At 44.3% G+C, this 19,363-nt stretch carries 17 protein-coding genes; 10 read left to right on the forward strand and 7 right to left on the reverse strand.

Features of this window, described 5'->3' with window-relative positions:
• Positions 1–38 precede the first annotated feature (38 nt).
• On the reverse strand, positions 39–1,382 hold the full coding sequence (locus R7044_RS11510) for a DEAD/DEAH box helicase (RefSeq protein ID WP_151515347.1): 1,344 nt from the start codon (positions 1,380–1,382) through the stop codon (positions 39–41).
• 550 nt (positions 1,383–1,932) lie between these two features.
• Here R7044_RS11510 and R7044_RS11515 point away from each other — a divergent pair.
• Complete coding sequence (locus R7044_RS11515; protein ID WP_005375145.1) at positions 1,933–2,187, forward strand: Lpp/OprI family alanine-zipper lipoprotein; 255 nt, start codon at positions 1,933–1,935, stop codon at positions 2,185–2,187.
• A gap of 26 nt (positions 2,188–2,213) precedes the next feature.
• Here R7044_RS11515 and R7044_RS11520 read toward each other — a convergent pair whose 3' ends face one another.
• Genes R7044_RS11520 through R7044_RS11535 form a run of 4 tightly spaced genes read right to left on the reverse strand, consistent with a single transcriptional unit; the run spans position 2,214 to position 6,325 of the window.
• Positions 2,214–3,140, reverse strand: coding sequence for a L,D-transpeptidase family protein (locus tag R7044_RS11520; protein WP_017820509.1), 927 nt, complete (start codon positions 3,138–3,140; stop codon positions 2,214–2,216).
• Between the two features lie 6 nt (positions 3,141–3,146).
• Positions 3,147–4,562, reverse strand: a complete 1,416-nt coding sequence (gene phrB, locus R7044_RS11525; RefSeq protein ID WP_005383934.1) for a deoxyribodipyrimidine photo-lyase — start codon at positions 4,560–4,562, stop codon at positions 3,147–3,149.
• Positions 4,563–4,584: 22 nt separating this feature from the next.
• The gene (locus R7044_RS11530; RefSeq protein ID WP_005375142.1) at positions 4,585–5,385 is read right to left on the reverse strand and encodes a MerR family transcriptional regulator; all 801 of its coding nucleotides are present in this window, start codon (positions 5,383–5,385) and stop codon (positions 4,585–4,587) included.
• Positions 5,375–6,325 (reverse strand): YbgA family protein, encoded by a 951-nt coding sequence (locus tag R7044_RS11535; RefSeq protein ID WP_005383935.1) that lies wholly within the window; start codon positions 6,323–6,325, stop codon positions 5,375–5,377. Before R7044_RS11535 ends, R7044_RS11530 begins: the two co-directional genes overlap by 11 nt.
• A 398-nt stretch (positions 6,326–6,723) precedes the next feature.
• Between R7044_RS11535 and deoD the strand changes: the two genes are divergently transcribed.
• The 9 genes from deoD (at position 6,724) to R7044_RS11580 (ending at position 17,413) form a co-directional block, all read left to right on the forward strand.
• Positions 6,724–7,434: a purine-nucleoside phosphorylase gene (gene deoD / locus R7044_RS11540; protein ID WP_005375140.1), complete on the forward strand. Its 711-nt coding sequence runs from the start codon at positions 6,724–6,726 to the stop codon at positions 7,432–7,434.
• A gap of 70 nt (positions 7,435–7,504) precedes the next feature.
• On the forward strand, positions 7,505–8,974 hold the full coding sequence (locus R7044_RS11545; RefSeq protein ID WP_017820510.1) for a lactate dehydrogenase: 1,470 nt from the start codon (positions 7,505–7,507) through the stop codon (positions 8,972–8,974).
• A gap of 166 nt (positions 8,975–9,140) precedes the next feature.
• Positions 9,141–10,625, forward strand: a complete 1,485-nt coding sequence (locus R7044_RS11550; protein WP_005375137.1) for a hypothetical protein — start codon at positions 9,141–9,143, stop codon at positions 10,623–10,625.
• Positions 10,609–12,192, forward strand: a complete 1,584-nt coding sequence (locus R7044_RS11555) for a GGDEF domain-containing protein (RefSeq protein ID WP_017820511.1) — start codon at positions 10,609–10,611, stop codon at positions 12,190–12,192. Before R7044_RS11550 ends, R7044_RS11555 begins: the two co-directional genes overlap by 17 nt.
• Before the next feature lie 244 nt (positions 12,193–12,436).
• On the forward strand, positions 12,437–12,817 hold the full coding sequence (locus R7044_RS11560) for a DUF3302 domain-containing protein (protein WP_064376388.1): 381 nt from the start codon (positions 12,437–12,439) through the stop codon (positions 12,815–12,817).
• Entirely contained in the window at positions 12,817–13,947 is a 1,131-nt protein-coding gene (locus tag R7044_RS11565; RefSeq protein WP_005375134.1) for an HlyD family secretion protein, read from the forward strand. The genes R7044_RS11560 and R7044_RS11565 overlap by 1 nt, the downstream gene beginning before the upstream one ends.
• Positions 13,948–14,282: 335 nt before the next feature.
• A complete protein-coding gene (locus tag R7044_RS11570) occupies positions 14,283–14,831 on the forward strand; it encodes an ECF-type riboflavin transporter substrate-binding protein (protein WP_005375133.1) in 549 nt (182 codons plus the stop codon).
• Between the two features lie 6 nt (positions 14,832–14,837).
• Positions 14,838–16,577, forward strand: a complete 1,740-nt coding sequence (locus R7044_RS11575; RefSeq protein WP_225455589.1) for an ABC transporter ATP-binding protein — start codon at positions 14,838–14,840, stop codon at positions 16,575–16,577.
• Positions 16,574–17,413, forward strand: a complete 840-nt coding sequence (locus tag R7044_RS11580) for an energy-coupling factor transporter transmembrane component T family protein (RefSeq protein WP_033906719.1) — start codon at positions 16,574–16,576, stop codon at positions 17,411–17,413. The genes R7044_RS11575 and R7044_RS11580 overlap by 4 nt, the downstream gene beginning before the upstream one ends.
• A gap of 122 nt (positions 17,414–17,535) precedes the next feature.
• On the opposite strand, the gene R7044_RS11585 is transcribed toward R7044_RS11580, so the two are convergent.
• Positions 17,536–17,817: a YrhK family protein gene (locus tag R7044_RS11585; protein WP_025768568.1), complete on the reverse strand. Its 282-nt coding sequence runs from the start codon at positions 17,815–17,817 to the stop codon at positions 17,536–17,538.
• Positions 17,818–18,023: 206 nt separating this feature from the next.
• On the reverse strand, positions 18,024–19,205 hold the full coding sequence (locus R7044_RS11590) for an MFS transporter (protein ID WP_005375129.1): 1,182 nt from the start codon (positions 19,203–19,205) through the stop codon (positions 18,024–18,026).
• Positions 19,206–19,363 lie beyond the last annotated feature (158 nt).

A 19,363-nucleotide genomic window follows, 5' to 3' on the forward strand; every position in this document is an offset into this window, starting at 1 on the left:
TTTTAAGAACTAAAATCAATGGGAAACTACAGCAGCTTTTACTCTTCAGAGCTCGGTGCCGCTGGTTTTTTCTTAGGGATGAAGACATCATCACCCACAGATACGTTTTTGTAGAAGCTCTTGTCACGCTTAGCTGGTTTTTTCGCCGACTTTTTCGCTTGAGGGCGAGCTTTCTTTGCGGTCGCTTTCTTATTGCGAAAATCTGGTTTAGGTGGCTTAAGGCCTTTAAACTTACCTTTCAAATCTTCGAACACTGAAAACTCAAGATCTTGTTGTAGGTATGCTTCTACACGTTTAAAGCTATCCCAGTCTTTTGGACCAACAAGAGAGATTGCATCCCCTTTGTTTCCAGCACGACCAGTACGACCAACTCGGTGTACGTATTCTTCGGTATGCTTTGGCATATCGAAGTTGATGACGTGTGTCACAGTTGCAATATCCAAACCGCGGGAAGCAACATCAGTCGTTACAAGGATCTTAAATACTGCGCGCTCAAACTGACTCATAATGGTGTTACGTTGAGTCTGGTTCAAGTTACCACTCAGTGCTACAGCCTTCAGTTTCTTTTCGTTTAGCTTTTCTGTTAGTCGCTCAGTATCATCACGCGTTGCCGTAAAGATAATAACTTGACGGTATTCAGCCTCAGAAAGAACACGATCTAAAATTGCCTCTTTATGATCCAGGTGATCACACAAGTAAAATTTTTGCGTAATATCTTTATGTTCTTCGTTAGAAACGCCGATAGCAATACGCTTTGGCGTATTGAGCATTTCAGCCGCGATTTCATTGACGTCTGCATGATCTAATGTCGCAGAGAACATCAACGTTTGACGACGACGATGCTTGGCTGCTTTATGAATGCGACGAAGCTCTGGTGCAAAGCCCAAATCCAACATACGGTCTGCTTCGTCAAGAATCAGCGTTTCCAAACCATCCAGATAAAGCGAACGATGATCTAAGTGATCAGCCAAACGTCCTGGTGTCGCCACGATAAATTTCGGGTAACGACGCAGAGCTTTTACCTGATCGTTAAAGTTCTCACCACCCAAAATCAGTGCTGCTTCATAAGATAGGCCAGCTAGCATAGAACGAAGCTCACCATATACTTGTTTCGCTAGCTCACGAGTAGGAGCAAGGATAACCGCGCGAGGGTCTTTCGCAGAAAACGATTTTGTCTTTAAAGACTTATGAAGCATTGGCAATACAAACGCCAAAGTCTTGCCCGAACCCGTTTTCGAAGATGCCAATAGATCCTTGCCTGCAATCGCAACAGGAATCGCCTGCTGCTGAATGTCAGTCGCTTTTTTAAAATCGTAGTGTTTTAGGTTCTTCAACAATCGGTTGTCTAGGCCTAGATCTTTAAATTGCAAAGTATTCTCCAATAAATCAGTCAGCGTCTGAGCGCTCTGTAGTGTCGTTTCCGCTCTAACGCAGCAAAAAAATAAAGCTCGGTATAATACCGCAAATCATAGGAGTATAGATAGAGATCACACAAACTAATTCCCTGTGGTAACGGTAAAACATCATTTGTGGCTCAGTTCAGAGTAAAGACTAGCCTTTTTGATGAGCAGCTGGACAGGAAGTTTAGAGAAAAGCCGTTCAAATATGCCTTCTATCCATCAACAAAACGACTTAAATAGCAGTTATTTGGGCCAATAAACTTTCATTTGTGTCAATATCGTCTAAATTATTGATATCAGGAACGTGGCAAATACACCTGCTATGAAAACTGTTGTGAGAACGAAATAAAGGATAGGTAGTTAAACTTTGTTAAGTTCAGGTAAAAGTTGACGTCAGGTACTCCATGAAATTCTTGGGTTTTTTTGACTTTTGCTACATCATGTACTGATAAAATGTAACCACATTTAACCTCGCTACTGTATAAAATAATAGCTAGTGGCGAGACTTTCACTATAAGCAAGGAGTTCTTATATGAACAAAACGTTGATCGCAGCTGCAGCAACTTCAGTACTTCTACTAGCCGGTTGTGCTTCTTCTGATGACGCAGCTACAGCAAATGCAGCAAAATTAGACGAACTAAGCAACCAAGTTAGCCAACTAAGCCAAGACGTACAAGCTCTTCAATCTGACGTTCAAAAATCAGGCGCAGCAGCAATGGCTGCTCAAGAAGAAGCTGAGCGTGCTAACGAGCGTATCGATAACATCGCTCAGTCTTACACTAAGTAAGATTTGATACCGCGTCTTAACGCCCGTTAAGGCGCGGTTATTTCGACGGGAACCCCATTCTGTGCAGCGATTGCTGCTTTAGCCTTCACGTTTTTCATACCGAATTCATCCAGCCACCACTTTAACTCTTTCGGCACTTTGAGTTCATCTTTCTCGCCATTACTACGAGTCAAAGGCTCATGTGCTTCTAAGAACACACTTCTGTCAGGCTCAAGTGTCATTTTGATAGGCTGGTTAATGATGTTAACGTCTTCGCCGTTACGAACCTTGTCAAATAACCACTCAATGTCACTTGGGTCCATACGAATACAACCCGCGCTGACTCGCATACCAATCCCAAAGTCCTTGTTGGTACCATGAATTAGGTATTCGCCATTCCCGTAAGCTAAACGCAATGCAAACATACCAAGTGGATTATCAGGCCCCGCAGGAACAACGGCTGGTAGGTCAATGCCCTTTGCTTTGTACTCGGCACGAATAGAGGCTGGAGGAGTCCATGTAGGGTTCGGTCGTTTTTGGCTGATACGCGTTGTCATTACTGGGGTATCGCGCCCTATTCGGCCAATTCCGACAGGAAATACATGGACAATATTCTCTCCTTTCGGAAAGTAATATAAGCGCAGCTCGGCTAGATTAATAACGATACCTTTATAAGGTACGTCTGGGAGGATTAGCTGTGTCGGAATAGTAAGAACATGCCCCTCTTCTGGTAAGAAGGGATCCACGCCTTTGTTTGCGGCCATTAAACCTAGCATACCCACATCGTAGAGCTTAGCGATATTTGCCATGGTTTCGCCTTCTTGCACGACGTGGTTTTCAAGGCGACCAATTAAACGGCTTCCATCCTCTGGTAATTCGTACATCTTAGCGAATGATAGACCACTCACTAAAGATAACGACACAGATAGCAGGGTACGTTTTGCGAAACTCATTGATCGCTTTTTGCTAAGCATTTCACTCTATTCCTTGGCACTTTTAAAGAGCTGTAAGGTTATCTCTCTTTCTGTCTTGTGATCAACCATCGGCTTGTGATATTCCAGTAAAGAAAAGCCCTCCCAAGTCCAAGGTTTATGGATGTATTTGTTCGGTACACTTTTGATTTCTGGTACCCAGTGGCGCACAAATTCACCATTAGCATCGAACTTTTCGCCTTGGCTTATCGGGTTGAAAATACGAAAGTATGGCTGCCCGTCACAGCCCGTAGAAGCAGACCATTGCCAGCCACCATTGTTCGCTGCAAAATCGCCGTCCACCAGCTTACTCATGAAGTACGCTTCTCCCCATCGCCAATCAATATGTAAGTCCTTGGTAAGAAAGCTCGCGACAATCATACGTAATCGGTTGTGCATCCAGCCTGTTTGATTGAGCTGACGCATTGCTGCATCAACGATTGGGTATCCTGTTGTTCCTGTCTTCCATCGCTCAAAGGCTTTCTCATCATAGGACCACTGGATTTTATCCTCCCAATCGATAAATCCTTTGCCTTTGACGAGTTTTGGTTCGAAAACCAATAGGTGCTGATAAAACTCACGCCAAATGATCTCACTTAGCCAAGTTGCTTTCCCTTCTGTAAGGTCATTTTGTTGATTTTCAGCATACAAACGAGCAATACACTGCCTTGGTGATAGTGCGCCAATCGCAAGGTATGGAGACAGTTGGCTAGTGCCATCAATAGCTGGAAAGTCTCGCTCGCTTTGATACGCGTCACTGCGCTCCCGTGCAAATTCCCTAAGCTGCTTCAAAATATCATTAGTCGAAGCCAGCCAGTCTTCACTGGATTCTCGAGGATAGCTAAATGTGAAGCTTGAATTAAATCGAGCCGACTCTAATTGTTCGAGTACCTTTTTATTGAGTGGCGCTTGCTCGTGAGGTTTTACTACCGTCGGCATATGGAACTGCGTTAACCAAGCACGCTTGAATGGCGTAAATACCTTAAAATATTCGCCTTGCTTATTAAGAACCGTCGTTGGCGCGTGCACACATTTGTCATGAAACAGTTCAAATTCGATATCGTGAGAAGCTAACGCTTCACTTACTTGTGTATCGAGCTCTCGTTCGTTCACCTCATAGTGAATGTTTGCCATGACAGACGTGGCTTCAAGTGTTTCCGCCCACCCACTAATCACATCTGTACAATCGGAAAACGACGGCACCTCTTTGTACAAAAAAGGAATATTAAGGCTTTCAAGCTCCTCGTTAAGACAAGCTAAGCGACGAGCAATGAGGTCTGCCTGCATCGGCGCCATGTGATGCTCCCGCCACTGCTCTGGCGTCGCGATAAAGCAAGCGACGACAGGCTGACCTGAATCCAATGCCGCTTTGAGTGCCGTGTGGTCTAACGTACGCAAGTCACGTCGAAACCATACTAAAATCATGGTAGCTCCTATCTTTTGTCTACTAAGTTAGGTGTAATTTCTCTATCACTTCAGAGCACCCCATCCGATCACCTAGCTGTGCGTGAAGCATTTTGATGGACGCTACTTGTTTAGCAGCTAGTGCTTTATTGGAGAAAAGGTAGATAAACGAACCATTTTCAATGACCTCGTGATCTAGTAGACCAGAAACATCATCAACCTTATCGATCAAAGTCGTGTGATACCCTTGTTCACAAAGCTTCGCTGCTTGAATCCAACTCTCAGATTCTCTGTTTTGTTCAAAGCTAATGAGCAGACACTTTCCTTTGGAAGCGGCTTTGTTTTCAGAATCGATAACAAGGGCAAGACGAGTGATCAAACAAGTCTGAAATAACCCCACCTGCAAGGATCGCAACGATCCTTTTACCATATCTAGCGCATCAAATACTGGGCTAATAAACTGATCAATAACGAGTTTTAGTGGGTACTCTTTAAGAACAGAGGCAAGTAAACTCTCTGCTTTTCCTCGATTCAGGGTAGACAGCGCAAGCAGCATGTTTTCAACTTCTTCGAGTGTGCGAACCTCGTTTTTGACTTCGACATCGGCGCTTTTTCCTAGCAGCCCCTTCACTTTACCAATCGAAATCCCCTTCGCGAGCCAACTCTGGACTTCGCGAATCGTATCGAGATCTTGCTGGCGATAGAGTCTGTGTCCTTTTTCAGTTCGCTGAGGCTGGATCAAGTTGTATCTTCGTTGCCAAGCTCTCAGCGTAACTGGTTTTACACCCGTGATTTCTGCGACATCTCGGATCGCGTATAGTTTTTCTTCTGAACTACAAACCATAGCGTAATCTCATCTCCTGCGGATACGGTTCTAAAAACTTCTGTTTTGATAAATACTCGTCTGGGTAAGTATTTAAGTAATGCTTAATCAACGTAAGTGGTGCTAGCAGAGGCAGCATTCCAATACGGTAGTCGTGAATCACTGTCGCTAACTCTTCTTTTTCTTCTTTAGTTAGTGAGCGTTTGAAGTACCCTTGTAAATGCATCAACACATTTGTGTTATTTTTGCGGCTAGCCCGATTCGTTAACGCCTTCATCAGTCCTAAACGATACTCTTGGTAAAAGTCTTCAATTTCATAATTAGCGACATCGGCAACTAAGCGGCCAAGGGATCGGTATGACTCTGGGTGGTGTGCCATTAACGTCAGTTTGTAGCGCGAATGAAAGTCGATGATTTTGCCACGAGTAGGCTCACCATCCATCGAGTCGTAAAAGTCATTTAGACAAAATACTCGAGTAATAAAATTTTCTTTCAATACAGGGTCGTTAAGTCTGCCATCCTCTTCAACAGGCAACCAAGGCATTTTTTGCATCAATGTTTGTGTATACAAGCCAACACCTTCTTTCGCAGCACTGTTCTTGCTGTAAACCTTGACTCGCTCCATGCCACAAGTTGGTGACTTGGCACAAACGATGTAACCACAAAGCTGCTCGCTTTGAAGTTCATCTACTTTATTGGCCGAGTAAGTGAGCATATTGTCGGTATGATCATTTTCTGGATTTTTGGTTTCAACCAATGCAACACGCTCTTCATTAGAAACAAGACGAATTGTTGGACGGGGTACTGGCATACCTACGCCGACTTCAGGGCATACCGAAACAAAGTCAAAATACGGGCTGAGCTCTTTAGTCACAAAGTTGCTCACCTTATGACCAGAGTCAAAACGCACTCGTTCACCCAAAACACACGAACTGATACCTACTTTGATTGAAGATTCCATGATGACGCATCCCTATACAAAAAGTTTTGTTGTATAACTTATAGCAAGCCTTTCCAGATTGTACAAGAAAATAAGTTGTACAATTTAATCGTTTTACTTCACTCGAAAGTATTTCGATCAACCAGCTTTCAGAAAAAAGTTTGGCCCAAAAACAAAGAATTTGTGCGCGCAATCGACAAACTGCTCAAAAGCAAATCGATTGCTCTTTTGGTTTCAACAGATTTAGTTATCAATAGGAGTTGCAGTTTCTAAATACGTGGTTTTTGTGACTAAGCTCTCAAGGGGCTACTGTACGTCCCGATATTATTGCCTCAACGAAAACGAACAAGTTCAACAGAATTGGTAATAGCGTTCTATAATAGAGGCGTTTTATCAAAACAAAACTTTGGAGAGCACTTATGGCAACCCCACACATTAACGCACAACCAGGTGATTTCGCTGAAACAGTTCTGATGCCAGGCGACCCGTTGCGCGCTAAATACATCGCTGAAACGTTCCTAGAAGATGTGAAACAAGTTTGTGACGTTCGCAACATGTTCGGCTTTACTGGCACTTACAAAGGCAAAAAAGTTTCTGTAATGGGCCACGGCATGGGTATCCCGTCTTGCTGTATCTACGTACACGAGCTAATCGCTGAATACGGCGTGAAAAACGTTATCCGTGTAGGTAGCTGTGGTGCAGTACGTGACGACGTGAAACTAATGGACGTTGTTATCGGTATGGGTGCTTCTACAGACTCTAAAGTTAACCGTATCCGTTTCAACAACCACGATTTCGCAGCAATCGCTGATTACGGTCTTCTAGAAGAAGCAGTTAACCAAGCGCGCGCTCAGGAAGTGCCTGTAAAAGTAGGTAACGTATTCTCTGCAGACCTGTTCTACACACCAGAAGCAGACATCTTCGAGAAGATGGAAAAACTAGGCATCCTAGGTGTAGACATGGAAGCGGCTGGTATCTACGGCGTAGCAGCTGACCTAGGCGCGAAAGCACTGACTATCCTGACAGTTTCTGACCACATCATCCGTGGTGAAAAACTAAGCTCAGAAGAGCGTCAGAAGTCGTTCAACGACATGATGAAAGTTGCACTAGAAACTGCAATCAACATCTAAGAACAAATAGTAAGTAATAATTTGCAGCCAGAGTTATGCTGGCTGCCCGAATTATCCCGAGGGGGCGATTGTGTCTAACGGCGAACTGCCAAAAGACGCAGATGGGTTACAACTCAACTTTTGTAAAACATTGGCGTGTGACAACTTTGGATTGAGTGATGCAAAGCGTTACGTTCTGCAACATGCGAACCCTAAGCGTCCGGCGATGGTATGCCGTGAATGTGGAGCTTTCCCCCCCTTACTTAATAATCGCGATGTCGTGAACGAACTTCATCGCCTGCGGCACGTCCACAGTGACGGGTTGCCTGCTTGCCGTAATGATGATTGCGACAACTTTGGACTTTCTGTCCACACTCACAAACACCTCTATCACGCTTTCGGTTACAGTGGCGATCGCCAACGTTACCGCTGTAAAGTGTGTCAAAGTACCTTTGTCGACAAGTGGTCTGGTGCCAACAAGAAGCTTCAATTTCAAGAGAACTTGATGGGTTTATTGTTTACGGGATATTCCGTACGAGAAATCTGCCGCAAGCTTAGTATTAACCCAAAAACCTTTTACGATCATGTTGACCATATAGCTAGCCGCTGCCGCCGCAAGCTGGCAACCATTGATGCGCGCTGGGTAAACCACGCAACGTATTATGAATTGGCCTCAAACTATATTGCATTGCAACCGAACAGCAATAATGGTGTGTATTGGATTGTTTCTGGCGAAGCGCATTCTGGCTATATTCTTTGCCAGCACGTCAATTATTCCGCTGATGAAGAGCCAATCGCAACGCTCGATCATAATCCTTACGATGAGGTGTCTCGTTTTGTTTCCCAGGAGTATGTAGCGGAAGCAAGTGAGCCGCTTGCGGAACCTTCTTATCACCTCAGAGAGCGAATTGACCAAAAATACCAAACAATTTTGGCTCGCGGTAACGTAGAAGACCCTCTTGGTAATCTATCTGTATTTCATTACCCTTCAAAAGGGGCATTAGTCCGTCCGCCATACACCTCGTATGCACACTATTTGCACGTACTTGATATGTGCTGCCCAAACAAACGTGTATCTCTATACATGCCTCAAGATCCCCTACTACGTTCAGCTGCACTGAGCGTTTGTTTACCTCGTATTAAAGAGAAAAGTGTCGACTTGATGTACGTAGAAGAGGACGCTAGTTGGGACATGAGCACTCCCTTTGGCAAAGTCGATATCGCCTATATGAGTTGGTGGCGCGATCGTTGGGCAATCTCTAGTCAAAACGAAAACCACAAAGGCATTTGCTACCTCGCTGGCGATCAAAATGAGCCTGAAAAATGGTTTAACGTTGCGACAACTCGTCATGTGAAGTTTTATCAAAACCGCTTTCAGATTCTTTTCGAAAGCTTCATTAACGAGCCACGTCGCAAATTACGACCTGCTGGTATTTTACCTCTTTTAGATATATTCAGAGCTTGGCATAATTTGTGCTATCAGGATAAACAAGGTCTTACCGCTGCACAAAGGTTAGAAGTCTCTGATGCACCTTTGACAATCAAACAGCTCCTATCGTAGCTATTCTATTGGTAATTTAGATGTAGTAATTAGGGGTTGTAACGGTATACATTACGGCCCCTGATCGTTTACCAAAACGTTATCCGCATCGCTTTGGTAAAGAAACATGCATCTAACCACTTAATATTAGGTGTGATTTCCAGTTCGATAGTCATGGATGTGAACGTTGGATAAAAACCAAATTCAGCTAGAAGATGATCTCACTAAGCTTAAAGGCCAAATAAAATCGGCCCCTAAACATACCTTTAATATTGCGCAGCAATATCGTATCCGCGCGGAACAAATTTTATTTGTGGACGGAGAGATCAAAGCCTTACTCATCATGGCGCAATGCTGTTGGTGCCTAATGGATTACCGACAAGGCTTAAAACTCGTCAAAGACGCTTACAGCAAACAAACACAGCTTGAAACCGACGATCATCTCCCGGAAATTCTCCATCTTTTTGCTCTCCAATATTGGGGCCAAGCAAAGTATTATTCCGCGCAACAATATTGGATTAATGCGCTCGAACAATCTGCTCTCGTTGATGATGTTGAAATTCAAATCGAATCTCTAATTGGGCTTGGTAATGTATGGCGCATCACTAATGAACACCAACTTGCCGCTTCAACTCATGAGTTAGCCGTTAAAGTGGCAAACAATGTTCGTATTGCTTGGTTAGAAGGTAAAGCGCGCATCTTATTAGCTTGGGACTATTACTTACTAAATAAGTTTGTCGAGATGCTTACGGTACTGGATGGAGCAACCGAAGTATTAAAAGATCATGATGATAGTACATGGCAAGCCGAGATCTGGGACTTTAAAGGGTTAGCACTGCTTGGACTAGAACGCCTTGATGCGGCCGAAGAAGCCACCCAAAAAGCCCACCAGCTCGCCATTGAGCATGACCTCGTTTGGATGAAAGCACACTCTTTTATTAGCCGAGCAAGACTTGAGCTTTTGCGCCAAAATACAGACAGCGCTGCCAAGTTGCTACTTGCAGCAGAAGAGTCTGCACTCAGTTTCGACCACGGTGAGCTACTCAGCCAAATTTGCTTCCAACAATCACGAGTCGCTGAAGAACAAGGTGACTTTGAGTCTGCGTTTAACGCGTTCAAGAAATACCGTAAGCACGCACTCAAAATGCTCAAAGAACAAACTCATCGAATCAGCATGGATAAAGCAAGAGGCTCTAAACGCCAACTAGAGCAGCGAGCACGTAAGCTGATCAATCATATTCGCTCTCAACACGAATACGACCCTGAAAAACAGTTCTCTAATGTCGTTTCTGAGACCTACTGGTGGGAACAGTTAGTTTTGTTTAAAACGGAGCTCAAACGCTCTAACCACGCCATCATTATGATTCAGCATTCAAACCCCGAAGTTCTCGATGTTTGTACCGAGCTCGTTCATGCATTGACAACCTCCAGCGACCTCATCTCGAGAATTTCCAGTAACAGGCTAGCAATGTTAATTGCAGAAAAAGGTCAAGCAGCAGAAGAGGTCTACCGCACTGTCCAAGCGATGTTAGACATCTATCCATGGAAGCGACGCGGAATCAAAGGCCCGAAACCGATACTGTATTTGCAAGATATCCTGACCTTCCCATTCACGTTAGAACAGCTCGAAGAAAGTTATATTGAGGTAATGAAGAATGGAACAACTGCTTAGCAAGGTGACTGACGCAGGTATCGATCCTTCTTCCGTTTCAGGTGAAGAAGCGATTACGCTATGGGAACACATAGGGTTACATATTGCGTCAACAAACCGAGAGAAAGCGCATTGCTATATCATTAGCGCCGAGTATCGAAGAGAGATCAAACAGCTCAACGACAGCATTAGTGAATTGAAACAAGCGCTTGAGTTGCTTGTTTTACCAGAGGATGTAGAAGATATTCTTTCTGTGAAAGCAAGCTTGAGTGAGCGTTTGGTTGAAGTAGGTGACTACAATGCGGCATTAACCGAGTATGTTGCTTCAACCAATATCGCCGTCGAGTACGGCTATATTGATGAGTACGTATTGGCCATTATTGGAATGGGTAATTTGTGCGATGCCCATGGGGATCACCAACGTGCATTACGTTATTATCAAAAAATAGATGCTATCGATCACGCTATTGGCAGTCGATCCCTACGCCTTCGTTACAAGCTGTACATGCTTGCCTGTTATATCAGCTTGAACCGTACCGCAGACGCCAAAGAACTATTGAGTGAATGTGAAGAACTGAGCATTCTCGTCAGTGATAAAAACCTCGCCGCACAAATTCACCTCTACCGAGCCAAATTACATCGTCTGCAAGAAGACTACCCCAATGCGTTGCTGGCTATTTCGAATGTTCAGTATACAACGGGTAGTGCCACGACATACTGGTTATCCACGATGGTCAAAATTGAGACTGCGTATTGTCTAAACGGTGTAGGGCACACTTCTTTAGCTAATTTAACGTTGGACTCCATCAGTAAAAGGATTCAAAAGCAACTATCTCCTATCGTTACTCAACATTTTTATAACGCGATGAGTCAAGTTTACGCCTCTCAAGGGTTGTATCAAGAAGCATTAAATTGTGAAAAAAAAGCGCATAGAATCGAATCTGATCTTGTAAAACATATTCCGATCGGTGAGTTAGGGTCTGCTCAACTACGCCGACTTTCACGCTTTGAGTTACAACTCAAACTCATTTTGTCAGAGCTAGAAAACAAAGAACTAAAAGAAACCACCAAGCAGCATAAAAATACTGTTGCTCAGCTACAGCAGGACGTCTTTACCGATCCACTTACGTCTTTACACAACCGACGCTGGTTAGAAGTTAAACTAAAAGATCTACTTCTGCACGATACTGCATTTGCATTGATGGTCATCGATATCGATCACTTCAAATCCATCAATGACGAACTAAGCCACTTGGTTGGCGACAAAGCGATCAAAAGTGTGTCACAGGAACTGGCGTCCTACTTCAGATTTAAAGGCGCATCGTGCGTACGATTTGGTGGTGAAGAGTTCCTCGTGATCCTTGAGAATACCCAACTGGAACGCGCAGAAATGCATGCCGAGAATTATCGTGAACGGATTTATCAATATGGTTGGGACGATATTCTTGGTGAACGGGGGCTGACCGTATCCATAGGGATTACCTTGCATCGAGAAGGCGAGAATACTCAGCGAACTTTTTATCGTGCAGACAAAGCTCTTTATCGCGCCAAAGCCAATGGCAGAAACCAAGTCTGTACCGAACTTTAAACCATGCCCCGGTTGACACCTGGGGCTTTAGTATACTTTTTACTTATCCTTCCTATATCACTTCACTGCTTGTTTAAATAAGTACTCAGCAACACCTTAACTGCCAATAAACATCAGTGGATACTTACATCGCATAAACATAATTCCTACATAAAAACCGCTTGATTCATCTGTAGTTAAGACAAATACTTAAATTGTTAATTTACGTAGATTTTCCATTTCGCAATACGCACAGGTAGGTAAGATGTTTCTAGACTATTTTGCACTTGGGTTACTCATCTTCGTTGCTTTAGTGATCTTTTACGGAATCATTGTCATCCATGATATTCCATATGAAATCGCCAAAGAGAGAGAGCACCCGCACCAAGACGCAATTCACTACGCTGGCTGGGTCAGCCTTTTCACTTTGCATGCGCTGTGGCCATTTTTATGGATCTGGGCAACATTATGGCGCAAGGAACGCGGCTGGGGTTTTAAACAACTAGAACAAGAAACACACGACATTCATCACCGCCTTGAAGAACTCATCGATGAAGTCAACGAACTCAAAAACCAAGTATCGATGTTGAAACAACAAAAGATTCAGCAAAAGCCTTTGCCTGAACAAAGTAAAGAGGACGAATAATGGACTTATTGCTGATTCTGACTTACGCCGCTCTTTGTATTGCCATTTTTAAAATTTTCAATATTCCTCTAAACAAATGGACCGTTCCAACCGCCGTACTTGGCGGCGTAGTGTTAGTGGGCACACTCGTGCTGCTTATGAACTACAACCACCCATTTACTCAATTGGGTAACCAAGTGTTCCCGACTACGCCTATCGTCTCTGGCGTGCGTGGCCGCGTGGTGGAAGTGCCAGTCCAAGCCAACCAACCGCTCAAAACGGGCGATATTCTTTTCAAAATCGATCCTGTGCCTTTTGAAGCAGAAGTTGCTCGCCTTGAAGCGAAAGTCAAAGAAGCAAGCCAAGGTGCGTTGGGTTTAGAGTCTGATCTAAGAGAAGCAGAAGCTGCTGTATTGAAAGCGCAAGCGGACAGAGATAAAGCACAAAGGGAGTTTAGCCGATATCAAAGGGGCTTTGATCGTGGCGCGTTTACTGAACAAGATTTAGATACTCGACGCCAAGCGTATAAAGCGGCAGAAGCCATGTTAGACGTTGCGATTTTGCAACAAGAACAAGCGCAAATCGCTCTGGACTCTGAAATCGGAGGCGAAAATACCCAAGTCGCGCAACTTCTTGCCGAGCTGCGTAAAGCAGAGTTTAACCTAGAGCAAACCGTCGTTCGTGCGCCAACCGATGGTTACGTTACGCAATTGGCTTTGCGTCCTGGTGTTATGGCTGTGCCGTTGCCACTTGCCCCGGCAATGACCTTCGTACATACCGAAGACATTACGTACACCGCGGCATTCAGACAGAACTCATTACAACGCTTGAAGCCAGGCTTTGAAGCAGAATTTATGTTCCGCGCAATTCCGGGCAAAGTGTTCCGTGGCGAAGTCATTGACGTGATTCCAGCCATTGGTGAAAGCCAAATTCAAGCGCGAGGCGCTCTGCTTGGGACTGATGCCTTGCGCACGAGCGGACGTGTTTTTGCGAAGCTGAAAATTACCGACGACTTGAGTGGATACCACCTACCAATGGGTACTGCGGTTGAAGTTGCAGTTTATTCAGACAGCTTTACTCACGTATCAGTGATGCGCAAAGTGCTTATTCGTATGAAGAGCTGGCAGAACTATTTATACCTCGACCATTAATGAACATATAGCGCATTCATTTATTGGTAAAAATAACATCAAACCGTGTAATCAGGGGCTGACGATCAGCCCCTGATTCATTCTAGCCATCCAGATAGATAGCATTCCCACTTTTATTAATATTCTGTATAATGCGCGCCTTATTTTTAATGCTTGCTAAAACCAAAGCCAGTCAAAGGGATGCGTGAATCAAATCACACATTTCCTGAAGAAAAATAGAGCAAACAATAAGCAGCTTGGTTGTTTTGAATATATGTTACACAATCAAATAACTAACGCTTTCCAACAATATAAATGAACGTTCTTTAAAATCGACTATTGAACTGAGGTTATCTATGAATCTTTCCGCTAAAACTGTTGTGGTTATTGCAATCGGTGCTGCTCTTTACGGTATCGGCGGCTTACCTATGTTTGGCATCCCTGTGTTTGCAAACACAACGCTAAAACCAGCAATGGCAGTATTAGCATTGTTCTCAGTACTATTTGGACCACTTGTTGGCTTCTTGGTTGGTTTTATTGGTCACTGGGTTACTGACCTATTTGCAGGTTGGGGCGTATGGCTCACTTGGGTACTTGGTTCAGGTATTGTTGGTTTGATTATCGGTCTATTCCCTTCTCTAACGCGCTACCGTTTGGAGAAAGGTGATTTCAATATGAAAGACTTCGCGTTATTCGTAGTACTTGCGCTATTAGGCAACGTATTTGGTTACGGCTGCTCTGCATTCCTCGACACGATTTTATACGCAGAACCGTTCACTAAAGTGTTTACCCAGCTTTCTATTATCGCGATCGGTAACACCATTCTTATTGCTATTGTTGGCTTCTTCATTCTTAAGTCTGTCGCTAAACGTAACAAGCAAAGCCGTAACTTAACAGAGGCTTAATGTCGAATGACAATCGAATTTTCTAACTTCTCTTTTAGATATGAGTCGCTGGACAAACCGACGCTAAAAAATATCAATCTAAGGATAGAGAAAGGAGAGAAAATCGTCATTATCGGTCCAAGTGGTAGTGGTAAATCTACCCTTGGGCAATGTCTTAACGGACTGATCCCACACGCAATCAAAGGGGAAACCAGTGGAACATTGACCATCAATGGTCAAGACACCGCCCCTTTCGACATGCACCAATACACTGAGCAAGTTGGCACCGTACTGCAAGATACGGACAGCCAATTTGTCGGTTTGAGCATTGGCGAAGACATTGCATTTGCGCTGGAGAACCAGCTAACTTCAAATATCGACATGTACCCATTGGTCAAAGCCACGGCCAAAATGGTCGACTTGGAACAGATGTTAGATCGCTCACCCCACGATTTATCTGGCGGGCAGAAACAGCGTGTTTCTTTGGCGGGCATTCTCGTCGATGACGTCGATATCCTTTTGTTTGATGAACCACTAGCTGCGCTTGACCCTAAAACGGGTAAAAAAACCATCGAGATTATCGATGATCTACACCGCGAAACGGGCAAAACCATCGTAATCATTGAGCATCGTCTTGAAGACGTTCTGCATTGCTCAGTTGACCGTATTATCTTGATGGAAAGCGGCGAAATCATTACCGATACAACGCCAGATGAAATTTTAGCGTCGCCTCTGCTAGAAGATTACGGCATCCGCGAACCGCTTTATATTTCAGCACTAAAAGAAGCAGGCTGCGCGATTGAGGGCGATGCAAAACCTTCTAGCTTAACTACATTACCGTTGGAGCTATATAAACCAGCGGTACAAGCATGGTTTGATGGTTCAACAGCACAACCACCTAAAACGCCAGCCGAGACTTTGCTTGAAGTCCGTGGCCTCACCTATTCTTACGACGGTGAGAAAAACGCGTTAGAAGACGTGAGTTTTGACATCAAGCGTGGCGAGTTTGTCTCTGTACTTGGCAAAAATGGCTCGGGTAAATCGACCATCACCAAACTGATTATGGGCGTTATTGAAGCGGATAGCGGCTCAATGAGCATAAATGGTCAAGATCTTAACGAACTGACCATCTTCGAGCGTAGCCAGAAAGTGGGCGTGGTGATGCAAAACCCGAATCACATGATTTCCCATCACATGATTTTCGACGAAGTGGCCTTCGGCCTCCGTAATCGTGGCGTTGAAGAGAAACAAATCGAAGCTAAAGTATTTGAAGTCCTTGAGCTGTGCGGTTTGAGCAAATACCGTCACTGGCCAATCGAAGCATTGAGCTACGGCCAGAAAAAGCGCGTAACCATTGCGTCAATTTTGGTATTGGAACCAGAGCTTCTGATCCTTGATGAACCGACGGCAGGTCAGGACTATCGAAACTACACGTCTATGCTGAGTTTCATCGAAAAGCTCAATCGCGAGTTGGGCGTAACCGTGATGATCATCTCTCATGACATGCATTTAGTGCTGGAATACACCACGCGCTCTATCGTGATTGCAGACAGTAAATTAGTCGCGGATGCACCAATGACGCAGGTATTCAGCAGTCCAGAGCTACTAGACCAAGCAAACCTCACCACAACAAGTCTGTTTGAGTTGGCTACGAAAGTTGGCATCGAAGACACCAATGGCTTTATGCAGCACTTTATCAATGTAGAAAAAGCGCACCGCCAACGAAAAAGCGGCGAAGTAAACCAACCAGAGAAAGCTGTGGCATGAAAGACAATAAGATGAAGTTTGGTATCAACTACATCGATACCCAATCACCACTTCATAAGTTGAATGGCATTACTAAGTTCTTGCTTTTCATTGCTTGGGTAACGGTGGTGTTGACCACATTTGACTTGCGAATCATCGCGCTGTTGATCGTGCTTGGTGTAGGCTTATTGAAAATGACCAAAGTGCCCTTTCATGTCTACAAACCGCTGTTATTCGGTACAGGCACGGTATTGCTGATCAATGCCCTGTTTATGTTCGCGTTAGCACCGCAACAAGGTACTGAGTTCATGGGCTCATCAACGGTTTTACTCTCGTTACCCGGTAATTACTCGCTCACTCAAGAGACGTTGTTTTACCTAGTAACAGTGACGTTGAAATACTTCAGCATGTTTCCAATCGCGTTGGTGTTTGTATTTACCACTCACCCGACGGAGTTTTCAGCCAGCTTGAACCGCTTGGGTGTACCTTACAAAATCGCCTATGCCGTAAGCTTAACGCTGCGCTACTTGCCGGAAGTGAAAAAGGACTTTGTTAACATCATGCACGCGCAACAAGCACGCGGAGTAGAACTGAGCAAGAAGGCTCCGTTGTTCACTCGTATGAAGAACGTCGCGAAGATTCTTGGACCTCTGATTTTCTCTAGTTTAGACAGAGCCGATCAAATCTCAAACGCGATGACGCTACGTGGTTTTGGCCGCCACTCCTCTCGCACTTGGTACAGCTTAAAACCACTGACCAAAGCCGATATGATCTGCATGGCTGGGATTGCGGTGATAGTGATTGCTGCGATCAGCAAGCGCGTGATGGACACACAACTGTTCTGGTATCCGTTTTAAATTCTGAAGCTTCAAACTGAACATAACGTGGTTAGTGTTGTGACCACGTTATCTTCCGTCTTTCCCCTCGATAACTCGCCTGCTGGCTTCTTGCTTGCAAGTATTCAAAAGAAGCGGTAATTTCAGCGGCTCGCTGATGTGCCAGAAAGTTGCTTATTCAAACGACCAACATGAACTAAACTCATCAGTTTTATCAGGGGCTTAATGATCAACTGCGCACTGCCCACGATGAAAAGCCAAGTACCACTTTCAATCAACGAATCATTCAAAAAGAAAAAGCTACCAATTAAAAACCAAATAGCAATGAGTAGGTCGTTTGCAGCACCTAACGCCTCATAGCGGCGCTGAATAACGATGTGACGGCTTCCTAGATCTAAATCCAACTCTCTGCCATGTATCTGCACTGTATAGCTCCCCTCTTATTGTTTCGCGTCAGTTATGCCCAAGTTATTTCGAAATACTTAGTTCTAAACCCTAACGGACGTGGCATGCATTGACAACCATTGGAGGGATTATCTATTTGCAATAAAAAGAAAAGGGCGCATAAGCACCCTTTTTAGCGAGTCTAATTACAGGTATTCGCTTTAATGATTAGATAGTGAGTACCAACTTAACTCCACTTCAACAAGCGAGTTTCGTTGCCTTCTTCCGGCTTCGCTGGAATATTGAGTGACAACAGCAAGCTCACTGCTGCCATACCAGCGCCGATGTAAAATACGCTAGCAGGTGAAACCAGCCAAATCACACCAAACGTAACAGGTATTACAACCGCCGCAATATGGTTAATCGTAAACGCAACGCCCGCGGTCGACGCCATATCTGCTGGGTCGGCAATTTTCTGGAAGTAGGTTTTAATCGCAAGCGCTAACGCGAAAAATAGATGATCGACAACATACAATGCTGCCGCCCACTCAGCCGTTTGCACCAAACCGTACCCGACAAACACGAAGATCAAACCGACGTATTCAAACATCAACGCTTTGCGCTCACCTACAACGCCGATAAAACGGCCTATTCGCTTCGCAAACAAGAAGTTAAAGACATAGTTAATCAGGAACAGCAACGTAATATCTGCGGCGGAGTAACCAAACTTTTCTACCATCAAGAAACCAGCGAACACCGTAAAAATTTGACGGCGTGCTCCACTCATAAACGTAAGCGCATAGTATAACCAGTAACGTTTACGCAGGATGAGCTTCTTGTTCTGAGGCACTTTTGTCTTAAATTGTGGGAAGGCAAATGCCATCACCAAAATGAGCACAAAACCTAAACCACCAGCCATTAAATAGACCGTTTTAAAATCAAGTTTGAGCTGTTCGAGCGAAACCCAAATGGCGCCGTAGGTAAACAGAGAAGCCAAAGCTCCAACAGAAATAAACTTACCCAGCATTTCTGGCGCTTCTTCTTTAGATAGCCATTGTAAAGACAAAGACTGCTTGAGTGTTTCAAAGTAATGGAAGCCGGTGGACATTAACAAGGTTGTAAAAAGTAGACCGTACAAAGTGGGAAAATAACCTGTTAATGCCGTACCAAGCGTAAGCATCGCCAAAGAGACGAGCATAAAGCGTTGCTCTCGGATAAACAGCAATACAAACACGGCGGTAAAGGCCAAAAAACCCGGAATTTCGCGCACACTTTGCAATAGGCCTATGTCGGCACCATCAAAGTTTGCTTTCTCTATAACAAAGTTGTTCAACAACGCCATCCAGGTAGAAAAAGCAATGGGCACGATAATGGAAATTAACAGGAGGAAATTTTGCGGCGTTCTCCAGCCGTGCGATGAGGTAGTCATGATGTTTCCTTTAAATATGAAGGCATCATCATAGCTTTAAATGTAACAAATTCGCAATATCATTATTATTTTCAACCCAGAGCAAGCTGATATGGCTGAGGAATATTGTTATGAAGATAAACATCGCACTCAATTCCTTGGCTAAGCGCGATGTTCAA

The sequence above is a fragment of the Vibrio sp. 1402 genome (genome assembly GCF_033340275.1).